Annotated in this window: 8 protein-coding genes; all 8 read right to left on the reverse strand. The window is 55.4% G+C overall.

All coding sequences use genetic code 11. The features are described from left to right. Window positions 1-6: 6 nt before the first annotated feature. On the reverse strand, window positions 7-1917 hold the full coding sequence (locus KKF06_01680; GenBank protein MBU1616477.1) for a PorV/PorQ family protein: 1911 nt from the start codon (window positions 1915-1917) through the stop codon (window positions 7-9). A gap of 61 nt (window positions 1918-1978) precedes the next feature. Further along, window positions 1979-5020 carry an IPT/TIG domain-containing protein gene (locus KKF06_01685; protein ID MBU1616478.1) on the reverse strand — a complete coding sequence of 1014 codons (3042 nt, stop codon included), beginning with the start codon at window positions 5018-5020 and terminating at the stop codon, window positions 1979-1981. Window positions 5021-5038: 18 nt separating this feature from the next. Further along, a complete protein-coding gene (locus KKF06_01690; GenBank protein MBU1616479.1) occupies window positions 5039-9907 on the reverse strand; it encodes an IPT/TIG domain-containing protein in 4869 nt (1622 codons plus the stop codon). Between the two features lie 4 nt (window positions 9908-9911). Next, complete coding sequence (locus tag KKF06_01695; protein MBU1616480.1) at window positions 9912-10886, reverse strand: hypothetical protein; 975 nt, start codon at window positions 10884-10886, stop codon at window positions 9912-9914. A gap of 99 nt (window positions 10887-10985) precedes the next feature. Continuing rightward, on the reverse strand, window positions 10986-12827 hold the full coding sequence (locus KKF06_01700; protein MBU1616481.1) for a hypothetical protein: 1842 nt from the start codon (window positions 12825-12827) through the stop codon (window positions 10986-10988). Between the two features lie 9 nt (window positions 12828-12836). Next, a complete protein-coding gene (locus KKF06_01705) occupies window positions 12837-15965 on the reverse strand; it encodes a serine/threonine-protein phosphatase (GenBank protein ID MBU1616482.1) in 3129 nt (1042 codons plus the stop codon). Continuing rightward, window positions 15962-18628 (reverse strand): serine/threonine protein kinase, encoded by a 2667-nt coding sequence (locus KKF06_01710; protein MBU1616483.1) that lies wholly within the window; start codon window positions 18626-18628, stop codon window positions 15962-15964. The genes KKF06_01705 and KKF06_01710 overlap by 4 nt, the downstream gene beginning before the upstream one ends. Before the next feature lie 58 nt (window positions 18629-18686). Beyond that, the gene (locus KKF06_01715; GenBank protein ID MBU1616484.1) at window positions 18687-21896 is read right to left on the reverse strand and encodes a PKD domain-containing protein; all 3210 of its coding nucleotides are present in this window, start codon (window positions 21894-21896) and stop codon (window positions 18687-18689) included. Window positions 21897-21974 lie beyond the last annotated feature (78 nt).

A 21974-nucleotide genomic window follows, 5' to 3' on the forward strand; every position in this document is an offset into this window, starting at 1 on the left:
CAGGCATTAGTAAACTGACGCCCTGATCTTTGGCCGATCGTCGGGCGTGAACTCTTTCTGGAACCCTTTTTCCCAGGTGTAGAGGTCTTTGATCTTGCCGCTGGCCAGGGAGGTCTTGCCTAACATGTCGACTGCCTGGGAGCGGACCAGGACCTGTTTGGGGCCGAGCTTGTTGCTGCTGACGAAATTAAGCATCCCGGCGTCTTTGGCCGCCTGGATATGGCGGGCCGCCCAATGATGGAGTGAAACGTCCCAGTAAGGCTTGGAGTCGACTTCGACCAGGGCGAGCTTGTCGAAGCGGACGAGGACCGCGATCCCTTCCGCTTTGCTGATCTTGTTGTTGGGGCGGAAGCTTTTGTCCGGGTAACCTTTGATCAGCCCTTCGCGCTGAGCGACTTCAATGTACTTGGCCGCCCAGAAATCCGGTTTGACATCTTTGAACACCTGGCGGGCGCGGCTGGCGGGAAGCTCTATCCCCTTGGCTCTAACGAGCAGGGTGGCGAGTTCAGCCCGGGTCAGGGCGTTGTTCGGTTTAAAGTTGCCGTCCGGATACCCCTGGACCAGGCCGACGGTGGCGTTGTTCTCGATCGGCATTTTGGCCCAGTACCCTTCGGGGACGTCGGCAAAAGAGGTCAGGCGGACGAGCCGGAGCTCTTTGCCGGCGCTGTCGCCGGCGGGAGTGGCAGCTTCGATCGCGACCAGCTTTTTGCCGTATTTGTTGACCGGTGCATTGGCGGTAAAGGAGCCGTCCGGCATGACCTGGGCGTTGATCCCATTGACCTTGACGGTGACATCTTTGATGGTCCCGCCGACTTCACCTTCGGTGAAATTGACCTTGCCGGAGACCTTGACGTTGTCGTCGTAAATGACCGCTTTGTCCGACGGCGAGTCGACCGAGAGCTGAAGTGTCCGTTTGGTCGGGTCGCCGACATAGCTGACCGAGAAGTAATGCGAAGTGTTCTCGGTGATCCCGCCATAAGGATGATAGGCGTAATCAAAAGCGACCCCGGAGACCCGGACGCCGACCCCCAGGGTCATATCGCTGGCGTCGGAACCGGCCCGCAGGGCGAGGTTGTCGGTCGGCCAGAACTCGACCCCGGCGTGCAAAGCACCCGGGACACTGGTCCTGGTCGGATAATAATCGTAATCAACATTGGTATAGAGCCGGCGGCTGGAATTGGTGAAGAGCCCTTTCCCTTCTTTATCCATCAGGGCGACTTTGGCGCCGACCTTCAGGGTTGAAGGGATCGAGTCGTAATCGTTGCCGGACTTGGTGATCTTGGCGCCAATGCTGGCCGGGAGGGCGTTCTGCAGGGTGACCCCAAGAGTGGCGTATTCGTTGGCCGGGTAGAGGGCCGAGAGATCGGCGTCAAAACCGGAGCCGGAGCCGTCGATCCCGGAACCGCCGACATTGAAATATTTGAGATTGGCCCCAATGGCGATATCTTTTCCCATATTTAAATTAAGCGGAAGCTCACTTAAATAGGTGCCGTAGGAGAGAAAAAGGACATTGCTCCCCCAGGTCAGGTTTGAACCGGTGATCGCTCCGGTATCGTCGCGCAAAGTAATGTCGGCCACGCGGGAGCTGACCAGTCCGATCCCTATAGCTGACCTTTCGCCATAAGGAAAGGCGCCGCCGAGAATGGTGTAGTTGACGTCACCCAGCAGGTTGGTGTACATGCTGGAGAGTTTGGCGGACGAAATACCGGCTATCCCTGCCGGATTGGTGAAAATAGCGTCGCCGTCTTCGGCCATGCCGACGTAAGCCTTGCCCATTCCCATGGAGCGGGCACCGACACCGATGCTCATCGGGTCGGCGAGGTAGCCGGTGGCGAAGGCAGGATTAATAAGCTGTAAGCTTAAAGCTGTAAGCAATAAGAAAGCGACACAAGCACGCGATAATTTGATGTTTAGCATTTGGCGTTTCCCCCTCGTATATATATCGTCAAGTTTGGTGAAGAATTTCATGGCTTCTCCTTTACTTCTTGACGACGAGGATCTTTCCCTTGGCGATCAGGCTCTGATTCTCGTTGTTGACTATCCGGACCAGGAAAACCCCGTCCCCGACAGTCAGGTTGTACATGTCTTTTCCGTCCCAGGTGAACTGTCCGCCAGTGATGTTCTCCCTCTTGACCAGCCTGGCGGTCATGTCGAAAATATAGACCCCAATGTTGGTGGCGCTTCCCGGGTCGAACTCCACTTTAAGCGGGTTGCCGCTGTTTGGATTGAACGGCGTCGGGTAGGCGATGATCGTTCCCGGAGGGGGGGCGGCCGCGGTAACGGTGAAAGCGGCCGGATTGGAATAGAACGACCGGATGATGCTCGGGTCAGAAGCCGATGGGACTTCTACCAGGACCTTGACGTCGTAGGCGCCGGTCCCCAGGGCGGCAGGAACGGTCAGAGTGATCTGGGTCGATTCCCAGCTGATAATGGAAGCTTCAACAATTGCCCCAGCTCCCGAGATGAACAAGACCTTGCGGGAGGTGCTGGTATCTTTGTCCCGAAAGTTGTAGCCGGTGATCGTCATCCTGGTCCCGGCCGGCCCGATGGTCGGGTCGATCGAGGTGATGACCGGATCGTCCCCGGTTGGCGGAGGCGGTGGCGGGGTGCTCCCGGTCGACGCAAAAATGCTGTCGATATACTGGTAATTGGCGGTTGTTCCCTTAGCCGTATAGACAAAGTTATAGCTTCCGACGTTGGACCAGTTGAAGCTGGCGTCGGCGCCGGCGTCACTCCCGTCCTTGTCGTAGGCAAAGCTTGATTTGTCAAGGCTGACCAGGCCGTAACCGGAAAGGGCGGTCAGAGTCGTGTTGGTTATGGCAGCGGCATACGATGTCCCGTCGGCGTCTTTGAGGCTGACTTTTACGTCGTTGCTGGAGCCGTCCCATTTGACGTAGAGATTGATCTTGTCCGCGCTGGAGAGGTTGAGCTGGTTAGCAAGAGCCGCTCCCCAGCCGCCGCCCCAATCGGAGGTGTAGGAATATTTGACCTTCATCCCTTTGGCCCCTTCTTTGGCCGCTTCGGCTTGCGGGCCGTTGGCGGTAATGGTGCTGTTGTTGGGTTCGATCCCGGTCCCAAAAGCGTAGTAACCGGAATCCGGATTCCCGTCGCTGTTGTTGTCAATTGTCCAGTTGCCGACCGAGCCCCCTTCAAAATCTTCGAGGTAGGTCCGGCTGGTGTCAACCGTGACCGAGCTGTTGCCGGTTTTGCCGGAAACAGTAACTACGACCTGGGCTGAACCGCTGGCGACCCCGGATGGGATCGCGACAGAAATAGAGCTGTCGCTCCAGGCAGCCGGCTTGGCGCTCTGGCCGCCAATAGTAACCGTGCTGGCTCCTTTGCCGGCGCCAAAGTTGGACCCGCTGATAATAATAGTTTGGCCAAGATACGCGGTCGCCGGGTTAATGCCGGAGATGTTTGGCGTAGTCACAACCCCCGCCGGATCGATTGTGATCGAGAGAGCCCTGGTTGCCGTCTTGGCGGCTGAGTCGGTTACCTGGACCGTGAAGTTAGCTGTTTGAGCGGTGGTCGGCGTTCCCGAAATCATTCCGGTTGAAGTGTTGAGCGACAGACCGGCTGGTAATGACCCAACAGTAATTGCCCAAGCGGTGTAAGGCGCGGTGCCGCCGGACGCTTGCAAAGTTTGACTGTAGGTGACACCGACGGTCCCGTTGGGGAGACTGTTGGTAGAGATGCTAAGCGCCGGAGGAGCGCTGTTGATCGTCAAAGGCTGCCCGTTACTGGCGACGCCATTAACAGTGACGACCACGTTGCCGGAAGTTGCCCCGGTTGGAACCGCGATATCGATCTTGCCCGCGCTCCAGTAGTAAAATGCGGTAACAGCGGTGCCGTTGATCGCGATCGTGCTGGTTCCTTGAGTTGCTCCAAAATTAGAACCGATAATCGAAATGCCGTCGCCGATGCCGGCCGAAGTGATCGGCACGCCGGGGGCGCTGGTTTGCTCCAGCCTGGTGATGGTCGGAGCGGTTGAAACAGTGTTAACAGTTAAAATCGCGCTGCTGGTCAAGACCCCGGCATCATCAGGGTTGGTCAGGGTGACGGTTCGCGCGCCGGCAGTTGCTCCGGCGGCGACGGCGACGTTGACGGTCAGCTGGGTCGCGCTGTTGTAAGTAACGGCATTAACGGTGATCCCGGAGCCGCTGAAAACGACATTAGCGGCGGTCCAGGTCCCGCTATGGAAGCTGGTTCCGGTTAACACGACATTGCCGGTAAAGCCCTGGTCGGCGGCGGCCGGATTGGCCGAGGTCGCCAAAGGGCCGGCGTTGACGGTAAACACGGTCGCGTTGCTGGCCGCGGCGCCTGGATTGGTGACGGTGACATTTCGGGCGCCGGTGCTGGCGGAGGAGGCGACGCTGATGCTGACGGTTAACTGGGTCGCGCTGTTGAAAGTGACTGAATTGACGGTGATCCCACTGCCGCTGAACTGGACAGTGGCGCCGTCCTGGAAATTGGTCCCGGTCAGAGTCAGATTTTGTGATTGAGCTCCCTGACCGCGGCTGTTGGGGGAGATGGTTGAAAGCGTTGCCTGGACCGGCAGGTCGGTTGTAGTCGCGAAGCTGGCCGGTTTATAAGTAAAAACAAAGCCAGATCCGACACTGCTTGGGGCAGAGGTGCCGTATTTGCCGGAAGGAGCGCCTGTTCCGTTCCAGGTTTCCCAGGCGCGGATGTAAATATAATTGCTGGATGATATGTTGCCGCTGCCGGAAAAATTGCCGTTGGTCGCCAGTGTTCCGGTCGAAACAATGGTGTCGCCAGACGGAATGCCGGTCGTTAGATCAGGGTTACCGGGAGTGATGTCCGCTGATTGAATTATTTGAACATACTTGCCGGCGGCGAGAAGGGTTCCTCCCACGCCGGTGTTGTTATAGATCTGGTTGGCCGGGCTATTGGTTCCGTTGCAGGAAACGGTTGCGGCAACAGCGTTAGCCGTTCCAGCCATTAACGTTACCGCCAGTAACGCCAGAAACAACCCTTTTAGAAAACTTAATTTATTGATCATTTAATGATTCCTCCTGTTTTAGTAGGGCTTCGGCTGTGACCAGTTAAATGATTGTTTAACCGGTTCGTTCAGCATATAGCCCTTACCCGGGACAAGCTGCAGAGTGGCCGGCGCGCTAAGCGTCGCGTTGACCCAGCCGCCGGTCGTGTTAACCGCCATTCCGTCAACCCCGTTTATCAGGTTGGCGTTGGCATTGAACTGGTAAGCGGTTCCTCCGTTGAGCGGTGAATCGCCAATGGAGGTGGCGCTGGTCAAACCAGACACAGACAGATTTACCGGTGTCGGATAAGCGTTGCCGATCCATTCGGCAACCGCCGCCTGGTCTTTAACGCTGTCCCAGCCGCCTGCCAGCGACAGATCGTTGGTCGGCGTTGTCGGCACTTTACCAACAATAGTAATGTATTTTTCAGCCAGGGTCGAGAATCCGTAGGCGCGGCCGGCGGCCAGATTGTTGATCGATGGTACGCCCGGGAAAGCGGCCCAAACGCCGCCTTGATATAGCGAACCATAGGTAACATCTTTGTTCATGTCGAAGAGCAGGAGGCTGTCCCCTTCACTAACCTGGCTGCCGAAAAGATCGGTGACCGAATTGGTTTTGGGAGCGATCGGCTCAAGCGGCAGGGAAACAAAGAACTTGTCCGGCTGGGTCTCGTACGGTCCGACGATCAGGTCGAATTTACCGACGACATTGGCCTGCAGGTCGCTGTTCTTCAGGGTTGTGCCATGAGCGATAAGTTTGTAATAGACGGCGTTGCCGGTCCCGACGAGGTTCGGGATCTGGTAGGTCCCGCCGGTCAGGTTGTCGCCGTTTGGAGCTTTGACCCACTGGCTGGCTTCAGTCGTGAAATACGAAGTATAGCTGCCCGATGGCTGGTCAATGGCGCAGGTCAGGGTGTAAACATCAACCCCGGTATTGGCCGGATCGGTCGTCCAGGTGATGGTGATTCCGGATCCCGGGGTGTCTCCATCGCGGACAATATCAATGGTGACGACCGGGTCGGTCTCGCTTGACGTAACGCTAAACCCGTCGGTCAATTGGCCGGTCTGGGTGTCAGGATTGGTGACCATGACGGTCCAGGAGCCGGTGGCGGTCGTCAGGGCGAGTGGAATTGAACAAGTGATCTGGTTAGAGCTGGCCACTACGACATTGGTCGCGTCGATCGGGGTTTCACCGGTCTTGGCGATGTGGACCGTTGCCCCATTGACAAAGTTGGAACCGGCCAGATCGGTAATGGCGATTGTCTCTCCCTGTTTGCCGCCATTTGGCGTAATGCTGGTGATGACCGGGGCGGTTCCCGGCGCCGCGAAGATCTCAAAACCCTGCGGCAGGGTGCCGGAGAGTGTGCTTGGGTTGGTGACGGTGACGTCCCACTTGCCGAGCATTGCTCCGAGCGGCAGCGGGAAGCGGCAGGTGATGTACTGACTGTTGGCGACCGTAACATTGGTCGCGTTGATGTCGGGCTGGCCGCTCATCGAGAGCTTAACGGTCGCGCCGGTCACAAAGTTTGTCCCGACGATATTGACGATGTTGACCGTTTCTCCCTGGACCCCGTCGTCGGGGTCGATCGAGGTGACGGTCGGGACAACCGTTGAAGACGAAATAATAGTGAAGCCGTTGGATAAAACAGCGCTCTGTCCCCCCTGGTTAACTTCAACGTTCCATAATCCGGTTACGGCGAGAGCCGGGATCGGGAACTCGCAGGTGATCTCTTTATCGGAAACAAGAATGAGTTTGGCCGCATTGATCGGAGTTTGGAAAAGTCTGGTCAAGCGGACGGTTGCTCCCGGCTCAAAGTTGTCTCCAATAATTGTGACTTTAACGGTTTCCCCTTGCAGGGCGCTGTTTGGTGTAATGCTCTTAATGGTTGGCGCCAGGGTCGCCGGTTCAACTTTGAACCCGTTGACTACAGTTGCCGGCGTTTTTCCCGGATTGGTGACGGTGACGTTCCGGAAAGTGGTGGCCGCCGTTCCCATAATGCTGATATTCGCGGTCAGCTGGGTCGAGCTATTGAGAGTGATCGAATTGACGTCAATATCTTTAATAACACCGCTGAAAGCGACATCGGTTGAACTGATAAACCCGGTCCCGGTAATAACTACGTTGAGGGTTTGACCCTGCTGACCGGAATTTGGATTGATCCCATTAAAGGTGATGGTCGGGGTCGGGACCGAGTCGGTAACAGTAAAGGCGGCAGGCAATGTTGCCGGTGTCTTGCCCGGGTTGGTGACGGTCACGTCACGCGCTCCGAGAGCGGCGGCGCCGGAGATGGAGATGTTGGCCGTGACTTTTGTCGGACTGTTGTAGGTGGTTGTTACGTTGATGCCGGTCCCGCTGAAAGAGACCGCGGTCTGGTCGTAGAAGCCGGTTCCGGTGATCTCCACGTTGAGCGTTTGGCCGCGTTCCCCTGAATTCGGGTTGACCCCGTTAGCGTCAATGGTCGGGGTCGGGACCGGTAGGATGCTGAACATCCACCACGGTTGTGAGTCATACGAGGCTCCCCATTTATCGAAAGCGGCCACATGCCAGGAGTAGCTGGTTGACACGGCAAGCGAAGCGGGAAAAGAGCTTTGATTACCGGCTACCGTGTAGGTGCTGTCGATTTGAGTAGTGAGGTTTCTGATCGTAACGATATAGTGATCGATATAATCTCCGGCGTCCGGATCCCCGTTGTTTTCCCAGGTCAGGGTCGGGGAAAGGGTGTAAATTATCGACTTATCGGCCGGAGAGAGCTTGTTGAAGGCGTTCGGGGCGGAGTTGGACCCTCCGATGGTAAAGGTCAAAAGATACTCGCCGCCGCTGGTCCCGTTGTTGTCGCCGTCAAGCGAATTACCGACCGTGTCGGTCAGGGTTGGCTGTCCGGTGCCGTTCAGGTGGACCTTGACCGTTGATCCAGGGGTTAAGCCTGGAGCATTAGGGGTGATGGTCAGGACCTTGCTGGTGCTGTTATAGCTTTCGGTATGCGCGATTAGCGTAGAGCCGATCATGACCTTGGCGACAGCGCCGTTGAAAGCGGAATCCTTCATCGCTTCGCTAAAAGTGATGGCGATTGTTGTTCCGCTGGAAACACCGGTTGCGCCGGCGCTTGGATCAGAAGCGCTGACTTTGGGCGGTGTCCGGTCGATAATAAAATCAGGCGATGTGCTTGGCTGGGCCATGGAGCCGTAGAGCCCGCCAGAGTCGCCGACCCGGGCCTGCCATTCGTAATTGTTGTCGACCTGGGCGCTGAAATCAACGGTGACGGAGCCGTCGACCGCTGTCCCGGTATAGTTTACCGCCGTGCCGGAGATCCAGCTGGACCAGACCATTGAGCCGGTCCTGGTGTACCTGATCTGCGGGGTCAAGGTGTCGGGGTTGTTCGGGTCGGTCATCTTGAACTTGAAGGTGATGGAATTGGCGTTGGTTTTGCCGCCAAAAGCGACCGGGCTCTGGCTGAAGTCGGTCGGTGCGTTCGGCGCCTGGTTGGTCTTATTAATAGTGAAAGCGCTGAGCAGCTCGTTCTGCGAAGTCCCGTTCTTGAGCCGGAGTGCGTAGGTTTTAGTTTCGTTAGTGAACGAATTTGTATCGATAGTTGCATTAATTGTAGTAGGTGAAACGACGGCGATCGCTGAGATCGCATGTTCGGTGCCGTTAACCAGGAAGGCGGTGGTAGTGGAGAGGAAATGTTCCCCCTTGATCACCACTGCTTTATTCTCTCCCCAGTTGGCGGAAGTCGGGGTAATGGAGGTGACAACCGGGGGGATCGCCCCAGGGTTGCCAAGGTTGCCGTTAAGATTGTATTGCAAAATTGTGCCGTCGCCGCTATAGGTGGTGGCAAGGCGCAATCTGTCAGGAGAGATCGCCAGGCCGTCGTATTTACTGGTTGTGGAGTAGTCGTTAACGTTGGTGGCGGTTACCGCTCCATTGGCGCTGGTCAATGTAACCCTATAGAGCCTGGTTGAGGTTTCACTGGCATTCTGGGCCTGGATATAATAAAGGTAGCTGTTGTCGGGAGTGACATCGAGCCCGTTCCAGCCGTAGTTGGCGGTGACCCCCGATGGGTTGGAGATCGTCGCTTTTTCGGTCAGGTAGGGGGAAGTGGAGCTGATGGTATAGACCTTGACATCGCCGTCGGTCCCGTTGAGGGCGACGCAGAGCTTGTTGCCGGCGACTTTAAGATAGGTCGGGACCTGCAGGTCAAATGAAGTTTTTAGAGTATTGACGACCGCGCCGCTTTCATAGCGGTAGACAAGGAGTTCTTTGCTGGAGGTGTTGCTCTTGCGGCTGACAAAGATCGAATAATTGCCGTTGGCTTCGGGAGCGGAAACGGCGACGTCATAGTACGGTGCCAGGACCGAGAGGCCGCTGGTAATATCTCCGGCGTGCGCCCAGGTCCCGTTAGTGTTCTTGAAATAATGGACCCGGCCGAGGTTCATGTCGGCGACGTAAAGCATATCCCCCTGAACGGCGATCCCGGCGATGGAAGCGTCCCCTTCGGTCAGATAGCCAGATCCGTCCCTGGCCCAGGTCGCGTCCTGGTAAGAATAATTGCCCGGCATGCCATTAGCAAGCGAGTAGATCCTGACGCGCGATTGGCGCAGGTCGTTGATCGAAACAAAAAGGGAAGAGCCGTCTTCAGAAACGGCCAGGCCGTAGATCTTGGCGGTAGTGGAAATTCCCGCCGGTGTAATGTTGGTTGCGGTCGAATTCCAGCTGGAGCCATTGTAAGTATAAACTCTGATCCGGGCGGGTGAAGTTGTATTGTCCGGAACATAAAGCGTTTGGTAGATCGGGTTGACGGCGCTCTTGGATGGAATAATGACCGCGTCAGCGGCGGCAAAAGCCCCGCTGGCGGCGACCAGTCCCAGGACCAAAAATATTGCCCAGACCGCTTTTTTGATGCTTTTCATGTTTTTATTCCACCACCCTTACAGTAAATTGGACGTTAAAACCATAACCGGAGTAAGAGAGCCCTTCGGTATTAACCCCGAACTGGGCGGTCCCTGTCCAGTGCATGGCCCCTGAAGTAAAAAATTCTGGTTTCAGCTCGACAACAGCCGGCGCGGCATAAGCGGTCCCGCCTTCCAGGCTGGTCAGGGCTGTCGGTAATTCGCAGGAAGTTCCGACAATATTTGGAGAAGTTTCTATATCAAACGTTGATTCCTGGGGGGCTACCGGCTGGCCGTTGTTTGAGATCTTTGAAACAGCCTTGAACATGGTCAGGTAAAGCGGGGTTATCAGGTCGCCAAGCTCATCGGCAGGGACGGAACTGATAAGGTATTGGCCGTTGCCGTCCAATGCCAGATTCGCGACGCCGGGGATACATGGATATGTCGCGTTAGGGGCCCGCATCGGGTCGTCATAGAGGTTAGGGAGTTGGGTCGAATCGGTGACAAATTCAACCACGACTTTGCTGGCGTTTTGGATCCCCGGAATTACCATTGGGGTGCCGTCCAGGACTTGCAGGGTGAAATCCGCGGTCACAAAAACGGTCTTGCCGATCTGCTCGGCCGGGACATAGAGCCAGTCTGATTGGGCGAGAATGCCGACCGGCGGATCTTGTTTGACCTCTTCGGAAACCGCGTCGGTTTGAGCGGCGGCTTCGGGCTGGGCGATGACGTCGGCCAGAGCGTCGGCCCGGCCGCCGTCAAAAGTGCTGAATGAACCGGCGTCGATCCCGTTTTCGGCGATCTCCAGTCCGGTAGGCCGTCCGTCAGATCCTCCGCCGCAGGCGAGGCTGTTGAGCAGGCCAAGTGCGCCGACCACGCCAAAAGTCCGAGAAGTTAAACGCAGTTGAGACGAGAGTCTTTCTCTGGCCGCCGTGGCTATGGTCGCGACGTTATTGTAGGTGGTCGTTAATCGGCTGACTGATCTGGTGCTGTGAATCATTTTTTTTCCTCCTGTAAAACGGGCGAGGGGCCTTTTGGCCGCGCGCTCCTATTCCTTCCTTATATTTATCGACATCCTCTGGGGGAAATTTCAGTTGATTTATGAGTTGGCTTGATTATCGTTTGGCGGATTACCAGTGCTGTCCACGATCAATGGCAAGCTGTCTAGCAGGCTCGAAACACGGCTTTCGCCTGTGTTAATTATACCACGGATTTGGTTGAGTTGGTCGACGAGAGGGGTGATCTTTAGACGGGCCTGTTCGCGGGCGGCCAGCGATCTGTCGAGCTCCCGAACCGCATTGGTCTTTTTAGCGATGAGTGAATCGATTTCGCGGTTCCGTCTGGTTAGATCGCGCTGCATCTCCGCGGAGATCTGTTCCCGGCTGCCGAGCCTAAGTTCGCGGCGCAGGCCGGTTTCCAACTGGGCAAGGAATTTATTGGCGGACAATAATTTGCTGTTGATCTGTTCTCTTTTAGTCGGGTCAATAGCTGTTTCGAGCTCAGTGGTCAACCTGGCAATTGTTTGCCTGGCAATTTTAATCCCTTCGTCGTTGTCGGCGGCGGCAGAATATTCAGAGTCGAGATTGTCGATCTTCGATTGATAGCGTTGATTCGCCTGGGACATTTGCGCTCTTCGGGCAGTGACTTGCAGCTCCAGATCGGCCGCCTCGCCTTCTTTCGCGGAGATCGCGGCGTTGATCTCGCTGATCGATCCGTTAATTGCCTCTGCCTGGCTGGCCAGGGTGTCAAGAGCCAGGGCGATCGCTTGTCTGATCATTTCCAGCGGGGTGCCGGTAAGGATCGGTGAAGAGACAACCGGTTCGGCTTTTTTTGCCAGTTCCTGCTGTAGTGTCTCGATTTGTTTAGTTAAGTCGGCGATCGTCGCCCCCTGAGCTTTATTGGTATTTTTTAATTCGGTTAAAGTGATTCGCTCCGCTTCTAAAGCAAATCGCGCGTCGCTGGCTGAAGCATTGATCAGGGCTAATTCTTCTTGCAGGCCGGTTTTTTCTTCGGTCAACTTTTGGAGTTGTTTCTCGGCTGCCTGGATCCGCCGGGCTTGCTCTTGCTGGGTCAAGGCGGCAGAATCCCGGAGCTCAATAAGATCAGCATTCAATCTGTTCTTCTCGGTTTCCAGGGTCTTGTAACGGGCCTTTAGAGTGTTGAGCTCGCCTTGAGCGGCCAACAGTTGATCGTTGATGTCTGATACAGCTTGTTGACTGGTTCGGAGAGCGACAAGCTCTTTTTCCAGAGCGGTTACTCTCGCTTTTGCCTTGTCCCGTTCGGCTTCCATTTCACGGGCTTTGTCTCTCGCGCCGCCAAGACTGGTTTCCAGCCGGTGGGCATGTTCTTGTTCTTTGACCAGTTCGTTCTGCTTGGCCTGGATTATATCGGCGCTTTCTTGCTCCAAACGGACTAATTGATTGCTGAGCCGTTCGACTTCCGCTTGAGCGGCGCCCAGCTGTCGGGCGGGATTAGGAGCGGGAACAGGCGCGGGAGCAGGATTGGCCGCGGCCGCGGCGGCAGCGCCTTGTATAGCCTGCATTGCCGCTTGTTGGGTGAAAACTGACATCCGGCCGGCGTTTGGATCGGTAGACTGGGCGGGAGAAACGGCCGGGGCAAGGGCGGGAACAGGCACAGGCAAAGGCGCAGGCAAAGGCTGAGGCAAAGGCTGAGGCAAAGGCGCAGGCACAGGTGTGACCAGAGCGTCAATATCGATCGGGGCGATGGGAGCTCCTTTTGGTAGAGTCGGGACTATCTGCAAAAGTTGGGCTTGCAAAGATTCTATTTCAGTTTTGACATCAGCAGGAACAGTGATCGCCCCCGACAGGACCGGATTAATGACCCGCTCGGTAATTGGTTTTAAGTCAGCCCGAACTCGGGCGCTTGGCAGATTAGTCCTTATTCTGGCGATCAGACGATGATCAATTTTTAAAGTTGCCATATTTCTCCTTTATCCCATTAATAATTCCAGGATCTTGGTCCTGGAGGCGATACATTGCATATTGATCCAGCTATCGGAGACGTACTGCTGCTTGATCTGTTCAAGCCGCTCGTTCTCCAGCTTAACGATTGTTTCTTCTTCGTCGGTTAGTTCTCCTTCAACGTCAGCAAGAGCGCCTAGTGCCCGAAGATAATTCCTAACCGATTTGATGTCGTTAATATCAAAAGTGGGCGCCAAGGTAAACCTGGCCGCTGGCGCCGTTGGGATGGCTGGGGCAGGCGCTGGTTGTGATACAGCGATCCTTTCGCACACAGAAACCGGGATCATTGGATTGCCATCATTATCAAACTTGAGTTCGAGGTCAGCCTTGATCCGCCAGCCGTCGATCTCCTGGCCAGCTTTAGCCTTAGCGGAACTGATCTTGTCGCCGTTAAAAAAGAGGACCGATCCGGCCAGCCAGGTCGTGTCGCCGATCTTTTGCTGGTTTTTGACCTCAAGCACGTCCCAGTTGCCGTCATTTTTCAGGTAAACGGTATTGCCGGCGGCTACCCCTTCCCATTCGCCAGCGGGAGTGATTGAGATGACGGTTCCGTATGAACTTATTTCGATCCGGGAATCGGCCGGCAGATTGGCGAAGGCGTTACTAGCGTCAACGAGCTTTGTTGGATCAGACGGAACGGTTAAAATAAAGGACCGATCGTCTTCGTTGATCTCAAGCTCCAATCCTGAGCCGATCAAAAAGTCGCCGATCGGCAGGTCGGCTGAAGGGACAATGATCTCTTTGTCGCCGGGGGTCTTGAGGATCGCTCCGGATAAAAATTTAACATCAAAAATAGTTATTTCCTGATTATATTTGGTGGCAATGGTTTCGCCTCTGTCGCTAAACCAGAGTTGGGCTCCCGCCTTGGTCTCTCCCATATCAGCGCCGATAATAATACTGGAAACCTGTTGGGATAGGTTGTCAAGAATGACCTTTGAGCCGGGCGGGTAATCGGTCCCGTAAATATTCAGATGGGCGCCGAGCTCGATGCTGCCGATCTCGCCGGTAGCCGAGAAAACCAGCCAGCTGCCGTTGGTAACCGGTTCGGCAAGATGGGGGAGGGTTAAGGAGCCAAAGAATCTGGCTTCGACTAAGCGCTCGGTTGTTGAGTCGTAAACCAGCCGGCTGTTGGCCGAATAATCAATGCCGTTGATATTCCTGGTGTTGCCGTTGGCAAGCTTCAACCTGACCGTGGTTCTGTTGCCGGCAAAGTTCAATTTGGTCCGGTGCGGGTGGAAAAGGCCAAAGATCTTCTGTTCGCCGTAAAGCTCGGCGCCGATCAATGAATCATTCTCATAAAAGAGATAGGTGCCGGCATTAAAATTAATAGAATGAATAGTTCGTTCACTGCCGAGGCGGGCGCTTTGTAATTCGCCTTGTTCATTGAACCAGACCCTGTCCCCGGCCAAAAATTGCGGGCCGCCAAGGTTTTGCGGGGCCGATAAATTAGCGCTAATCAGCTTTCCTTCAGGAGAAAAATATAAGACCGTCCCCTTTTGGTAGCCGATGTTATTGATGATTTTTGGCTCGGCCAATTCAACCGAACGCAGCGGCCTCGTGTTTTCCGCGTGATAGGTGATACTGTCGCTGGCGATCCTGGTCGGGTTCTGTTCGCCGGGCAAAACCACCTGGAGGGCGGCTTTGGCTGGAGTGGACCGAAAGGCAAGGTCCCCTTTTTTGTCGGTGACCAGGTCGGCGATAATTACGGTAGTATTGTCCCCTTCTTTCCCCGCCTCTCTCATATGCTCCAAAGCAACTTCGGCAAGTAACTGCGCCCGGCGGGCTGCCGGGAGATGAGCGTTGTTGATCAGCAGGTTTCGCAGGACGTCAAAAGAGATAAAACCGTGCAACCCGTCGGTCGACAGCAATAAGGTGTCCCCCGGTTTTAGTTCTATATTTGAGCGGCTGACATTTTCCGGGCCATTTAAATGACCCAATGGATTCAGGATTTCCCCCTGCGCTGTCATGGTAAATTCATGGTAATCGGCTGTTTCGGCCTGATCAAATGGATAGGCGGTCGCTCCATTTAAGTCGACCAATTCTTTAACTTTACCATTCTGGGCGCCCCACTGGAGAGTGTGTTTGTGATTGTCAACGGTCCGCAGCAAAAGCTCTCCGCCGCGCAGGATGTATAGTCTGGCGTCGCCGGCCCAGGCGACCTGGGCATTCTTTCCTTCAATAAATATTGTGGCCGCGGCTGCTCCCATGCCGCTCAAGGGCTCCGCGTTTGCCGGCTGGGTTTGCGCCCGAAACTTGATCGCTTCGTCGGCAAAGAACAGGGCTTCGGCCGCGTTGAGAGATCTGTTTTGCGTTCTGCTTAAGTAAGCCTGTCTGGTCTTGTGAACGGCAATATCCGCGGCAACTTCTCCTCCGTTGTGTCCCCCCATGCCGTCAAATACCCGCAAGTAAAGTCCGTCGATCGCCGCGGCGTCTTCATTATTCGCCCGGCCGTTGACCGAACAAAAGCCCCCTAGACCCAAGCCGATGTGTAGAGAAGTATACGCAGCTCCTTTGGTGGTGGAGGCGTATGTCGGCGCATTAGGCGTGGTTAGCCTTCTAATAATAGCTCTTAATATTAAATAAGGTAAGAGAACCGGGCTAAAAACCACGTAACCGAGCCATTTGAACGCCTTCAAAGACAGGCTGGGCTGCTTGGCCGCTGGGGCCGGTCTTGCCGCTGGCGGGAGAGTAGGGATCTGGGACGGAGCTGGCGGCGTGATCGGCAGCCTGACGGTTGGCGGCTCTTCTTCAGTCGGGGCTTGTTGTACAGATGCCGGAGTAACGACCAGCGGGGGAGTAATGATTGGCGGTGCAGTTGACGCCTGGGCCTGTTCCGGCTTGAGCAGTTCTAAGATTTGCGTGGTCAGCGCGCCAAGCTGCTGATGCGAAGTCAGCGGCGTTAATCCGGTCAATATCGCCTGCTCGTTGCAGACGATCCCTTTCTGGACGGCGGCAAGGAGTTTTTGCGCGTTCTCGATCCTGACCGACAGGTCAACCTTGCCGCTTTTGTTGGTGACAAGCGACAGATAGGTCCTTTCTATTTTTGAAAAGCGAGTGTAGGAAGGATGCGAAGTGGTTATACGAGCGATCACGTTCATGCCGAACCTCCGTTTTCATCGTCAAGGTCGTCCTGAATAAAATTGATCAGGTAGGTGATCGCGGAACGGGCGGCCGCTTTGAGCTCCGCGTCCTGTTCGGCCTTGATCAGGCGTTGAAGCACGGTTACCAGTTGGCCGGCAACGGTCGGATCGTCGACGTATTGCTCGATATTCCTCAACAGCTTGAGCCGGCTGGCTTTATCGCCGGTATTGACCGATTGGGTAAGCTGTCCGATGGTCGGGGTCTGGGAAAGCAACGGATTGGTCAAGCTGTCGATATGGGTCGGTTCCTCCCCTGAAAGCCTTTGGCTGGTCGGCGGATCGCTTGGTTTGACCTTGCGAATTGCCGGGGCGGTTTTAACCTCGATCGCGGAGAGGTTCTCTTGGATGCTGATAATGCTAAGCTCGCTGTCATCCAAGCGCTCCTGATCTTTTAGTTTAACTACGAACGCCTGTTCAAGCTCGGCCATTGAATCGAACGCCGTGTGGGAGATTCTGTTCTGGCAAACCCCGATCTCCAGGATCGGGAACAATACGGTGGAAACAGTTCCTTCAACCGGTAATTCTTTAACTACATCTTTATTGTTGATCGTGGCGACCCGCCGGATCACTCCTTTGAACTCCTGGAGCAATCTCCCTTCCTTGCTGATCAGGAGTGCGTGCGCGAACTTTCCTTTTTCCAGGAAGGGGTTGCCGTCCTGGCCGGAGAATTCCCAAACCGGCTGGGAACCGGAAGCGAGCTGGTAAAGGGTGGCGCAAATGCCGAAAATATCGTTTTGGACCTTGTTTTCCCACACTTCTGGGGCTTTAAGGTAGCCGGGGTAGCCGTAAGAAGGGGTCCCGACCAGCATGCCGGCCTGGGTGAGATCGGTGCCGTCCTGGGTTTTAGCCAGGCCAAAATCACCCACTTTGATCTGCCCGTTATGGATGTTATAAAAAACATTCCCCGGTTTGATGTCGCGATGGGCCATATGGAAATTCTCATGAAGATTCTTCAAGGAGCGGGCCAGAAGGAGGCCGATCCGTAACAGGATGTTCGGTTTGGAAAAGTCTGACGTCGGCGAAAAAATGTCGCTGGACAGGGTGACCCAGTTGGTCGGGTCCAGGTATTCCATGACCATGGCCGGCTGGTTAGCGGCAGTAACCGCGTAGTGGTGCATAGCGACGTAGCTGGAACGGAGCGGCTCGGCGGTTTCGTCGCAGACCTTTTTTTGGTTGACGTATTCTTGCTTGAAGCGGTTTGCCGCTTCCGGGTCGTTGGTCGATGCGGTAGCCAGCAGTGACTTGACCGCAACTTGTTGATTTGTCCCAAAATCCCAGCCAAGGTAAACCTCTCCCATCCCGCCGGCGGCGACAAAACGGCCGCTGGCGTTGGTCCCGATGTTGTCCGGGTCCTGGTTGGGGAGGGCGGGCAAGAGATAATATTTTTGCGTGTATTGATTTTCCGGACGGTTCGGGTCGACCGCGGTGATCGTCAGCCCGAGATCGGTCGAAAGCAAGATGAGCATCACTTTCAGGGCCTCTGTTCTTGGGGCTATTTCCCCCTGGCGGGCGTAAGTGTTGTAAGCCGCGGGGCTGGCCTGCAGTGAAGCGAGGAGACGATAGGCCGGCCAGGCCAGGCGGAGTTTATCCAGGGGGGTTCCGGGTAAAGCGTTAAGATCAAGGTCCAGGATCAAATCGTAAATGACCGGTCCAAGGTTTTCCAGGATAACGAATTTATCTTTGGAAGCCTCAAATAATGAAGGCAGAAGATGCCGTTCCGGGTGGCTCTTGATCATTTCGATCAGAGCTTGTTTTCTGTCATGGGCAAGCTTTTTTTCGAGCTGGGCGACCAGCGTCGGCATGTCAATGATCCCGCCGTTATTGTTGTTCGGCAGGTCATTCTTGGCCTCATTTAATTTTTTACCATTCAAATGGGCCATTTCCTGTCTGACCTTTTCGCTGAGCTCTTTAGGGAGCCGAATTAAAAGGTAATCAACTTTCTTGGCGTTCTTTAGGCCGACAAGGTGGCGGGCCAGGCTCTCTTCTCTTCCGACCGCGAGCTTGGCGAGCTCCCTGACCGTTGATCTGGCTCTGGAGTCGCCTATCATCTGTATGACTCCGACCGTGATCATGGTTCCTGCTCCGACGATCATGGCTGGGATCCAAAACGGCAGAGTGATGGGGAGAAAAGAAAAAGCGGCGCTGACCGCCAGGGAGGATGAAGCAAAAAGACCGGCGGCGGTGCTGGCGGCGGCCCCAAGGCCAAGCATAAGGTTGCTGCGCCAGAATGAGTCGTGGCGTTTAATGAAAACGGTCATTTTTTTGTCCAATTCGTTGCTAATGGAAGGGATAGTTTGTTTAAGGGCCTGCCCGGCAACGCGAGTTGTCGAGTCGCTGTTGCTGGCCATGAAGACCGCGGGGATATTTAAAAGGTCCCGGTTTTGCGGGGTGCCGGCGATCGCCGGTTCGCCAAGCGAAGAGGTGTTGGGGAAAAGCGCGTCAGCCGCCCGGTCGGTGACCTGAATAAAAGCTCTTCGACCGAATTGTTCAAGGCTGGTAAGCGACAAGAGCGAACGTCTCTCTTCTCCCGGATAGATGCGTCGGAATAACTGCCGCGGAGCGGTCAGCGGCCTTCCGGCCGGTTGGTTATGGTCTATTCTGACGATCGGTCTATTTTGCATCTTTTCTCCTCGCTTTAATATTATCGTTAGTTAACAGAAAAAATTTCACTTCCATAAGTTAAATTGGCCAGGTTGAGACGACCGTGGTCAGGTCTGACTTGTTGCCGAAATTGTCCTCGATGGTGACCTTTACGGTATAAGTACAGGCCTGGGTGCCGCCGCAGGCAAAGGTGTGTGGCAGGCTGGAGGCGCTTCCGCTTTCTACTGGAGAACCATCTCCCCAATTAAAGGCGTAGTTGACAAGGCTGGCGCCGGCGGCGTTGGTGTAGCTGTTGCCGGCGTCGGCAACGACATTGAGAGGCGCTGGTCCAGATCCCGGGTTGATTACCAGGTTCGGCACAGGCGCGCCGTGCGGCACAATAGTAATAATGAAGGGAACAAAATATTCGGAGCCATCAACGGTGCTCTTGACCTTGGCGACAACCTGGTATTTGCCAGGGTTATCGAACTGATGCATAGTGTCGGCCCCAGTTCCTGCCGGTTTGCCGTCGGCAAACTCCCAGGAAACCTCCCAATCAGTTTGCGGGTTGGGGAGGGTGATGCTCATCGGGGCCGGGGTGTCTTCTTCGGCGGCGTAAGGGATGGTCACGCCGATTGCCGGCGGATTGACCGACTGCTTGACGATAGTGATCTTTTGGGTGACTTCGTCCTTAACGCTTGGATCATCGATCCTGCCCATGATCAGCTTGACGGTATAAGTCCCTTCTTTGGCAAAGGCGTGGGGAGGAGGAGTGGGGCCGGTCCCAAAGGTGCCGTCGCCAAAATCCCAGGTGTAGGTGTATTGTGTTCCATCAATGATGCCGGCGGTAAATGGGACAGCTTCTCCCATTTTACCGGAGAACGGCCCGACAATGCTGGCTTGCGGCAGGGGAACGGTATTTTCGTAGACGTTAACTTTTCTGGCGGCGGTTGTTTTGATGTTCCCCTGGGCGTCTTTGACGGTGAAGGTGAAAATATATTCTCCGGTCACCGGGAAATTAACCGACGCGATCGTTTGCCCGGAATAAGGAGTGGTAATAAATTGTGACGGGTCGTTTGGATCAGGGGAGACGACTGTCCACTCGTACTGGTTGTTCGGGTCGTTGTCGGTGGAATAACCGGTGATGTTGGCCGCCGATTCCCCCTGGTGATAAGAATATTTAAGGTTGCCGGAGATCGAGGCCTCCGGGGTCGCGGCTCCGCCCGGGTAAACATTGACAGACCGGGAAGCTGACCCGATGACAATGTTGTTGCCGTCGAGAACTTCCAGTTTAAAGGCGTATTCACCGGTCTGGCTGAAGCTGAACGAAGGGATGTCTTTACTGTTGACCGTTTGAGTGGTCAGGTCCGGCCTGGTGATGGTCCAGCGATATTTCGCGTCAGGGTCGGTCGAGTCGGTCCAGCCTGATATGTTGGTCGCGGTCTCTCCCTGGTTGTATGAGTAATCAAGGTTGCTGGAGATCAGGACCTGCGGCGCGCCGGTGTAGGGGGCGTAAACGTCGACGAACTGGGTTTTTGTCACCGTGTACGCTCCATTGGCCCCGGTGACGGTCATATCAAGCCGGAAAGTGCCGGAGCTGTCAAAGACAGGGGTGACATTTTTCCCGGACATGGAATAAAGAGGAATATTCGTCGTCTGGCCGGGATTGGCCGGATCGGGAACATCCTGGCTGACGACCCAGTCGACCTGGGCGGTGTTATCTTCCGGCCAGTCGCGGCCGATCAGGGCGGCGACGTTGATCGGTTGGCCGACAGAAATCCCATTGTTGTTGTTTAAGTTGATAGAGACCGGTGGAGCGGGAAAAGGATAGATCTCCAGCGCTTCGGCCCCTTCTTTGGTGACGGTCGCCATGACCTCTTGATTGGCGTCGAGGACGGTCAGGCGGATAGCGTATTTTCCAGATTCATCAAAGGTATGGGTGACGGTGGGCGAAGCCCCTTCTTCCATGAGGATAGGGGTTGGATAAGCGACGTTGTCTTTGGCGACGATCTCCCAGCGGTAGCTGGCGGCGCCTGCGATCACCTGGGCGTTCAGGACGATCGGCCGGTGGGCCAGGCGTTCCGAGTATGGGGTGGCGACCGTAAAATCACCGGTGACCGTGGTGGTGGTGCCAGACGGCGCCACGGAAATGGTTTCAGTCCTTGCGATTTCATAGGCGTTGTCCCCGCCGACCGCTTTGACTTCCAGGTAGTAGTTGGTGTTGGTCGCGACCTCCGGGAAAGAAAAATTAAAAGGGTTGGGCTGGCCGCTTGCCAGGCAGGGCTGGTCGGCAGTTTTATCTTCGACCGGGGCCCCATTGAAAAAGTGATAGAGGCGGAAAGAGCAGGTGGCCGCTTCGTCTTCCGGGCCAAATTCAGGGCGGTATTCGCTAGGTATCAGAACCGGAAGATAGCTTTGCGTGGTCTCTCCCTTGGGATAAAGATTGCCGTCGATCTTAAGGGTCGGGGCGGGGAAAGGATAGACGATAATATCGCTCTTTTGGACCGAGAGAGGCTTTTCGAGCTTATCACCGGTAATGGTCAAGGATGCGGAATAAGTTCCTTCACGCATCGGCGTGAAGGTGGCGTTGTTGCCGCTGGTCGTCAAGTCAACCGGATTACCGTCAGGGTCTTTGACCTCCCAGGTGTAATTCAATGTTCCTTCGGGGATCTGGCTTAGCCAGTTTGGAGAGAGAGTGACCGGCCGGCGGGCGTATTGTCCGCTGACTTCATAGTTGGTGTTGATCCCGGCCTGATAGTTGCCGGAGGTGCCGGTCGTGCCGGGCGCGTTGATCGCAAAATCGTTGAAGCTTTGCGAGGAAAGGACCTTTCCCTCGCTGTCCCGCACGACGATCTTGACCGGCTTTCCCCAGGCGCGGTCGGCGTTTTGAGTGGTTGAGAATTGACCGTTAGCGTACGTCAGTGGGAAGTTCCCCTTTCCGGTTTCCAGCGTGATGCTGATCTTGGATGGATCGACGCATTCGGAGTTGGTAACCGCGACCGTAAATTCGATCGGTGTTCCGGCGGGAATGCTGTACTGGTTGATACCGTCGGGAATGTTCATGGAAAAACTGCCGATCCCATCGCTAAGGCTCTGGCAGGCCGATGACCCGGTTTCATGGACGCAGCCGATAAAAAGGGCAAAAGGGTTAAAGTCGGCCAGAGTTAAGGGTTGGCGCGGCATGATATTGCGCGGCACCGGCAATCTTGTCGGTTGACTTGGCTCGGGAGAGATCCGACCGGGATTGACCGGATAGCACATTCCGTTTTCGTATCTGCCGACTAAATTTGGGCCGTCATAAATATCCATTGTTTACCCCTTTATATTTTTCTTTTGCGTCCTATATTTTCTCTCGGGAACCGAAGACTAAACGTCTCGGTTTCCAAA

The organism is Candidatus Margulisiibacteriota bacterium (genome assembly GCA_018822365.1).
Taxonomy (GTDB): Bacteria; Margulisbacteria; WOR-1; order O2-12-FULL-45-9; family XYB2-FULL-48-7; genus XYB2-FULL-45-9.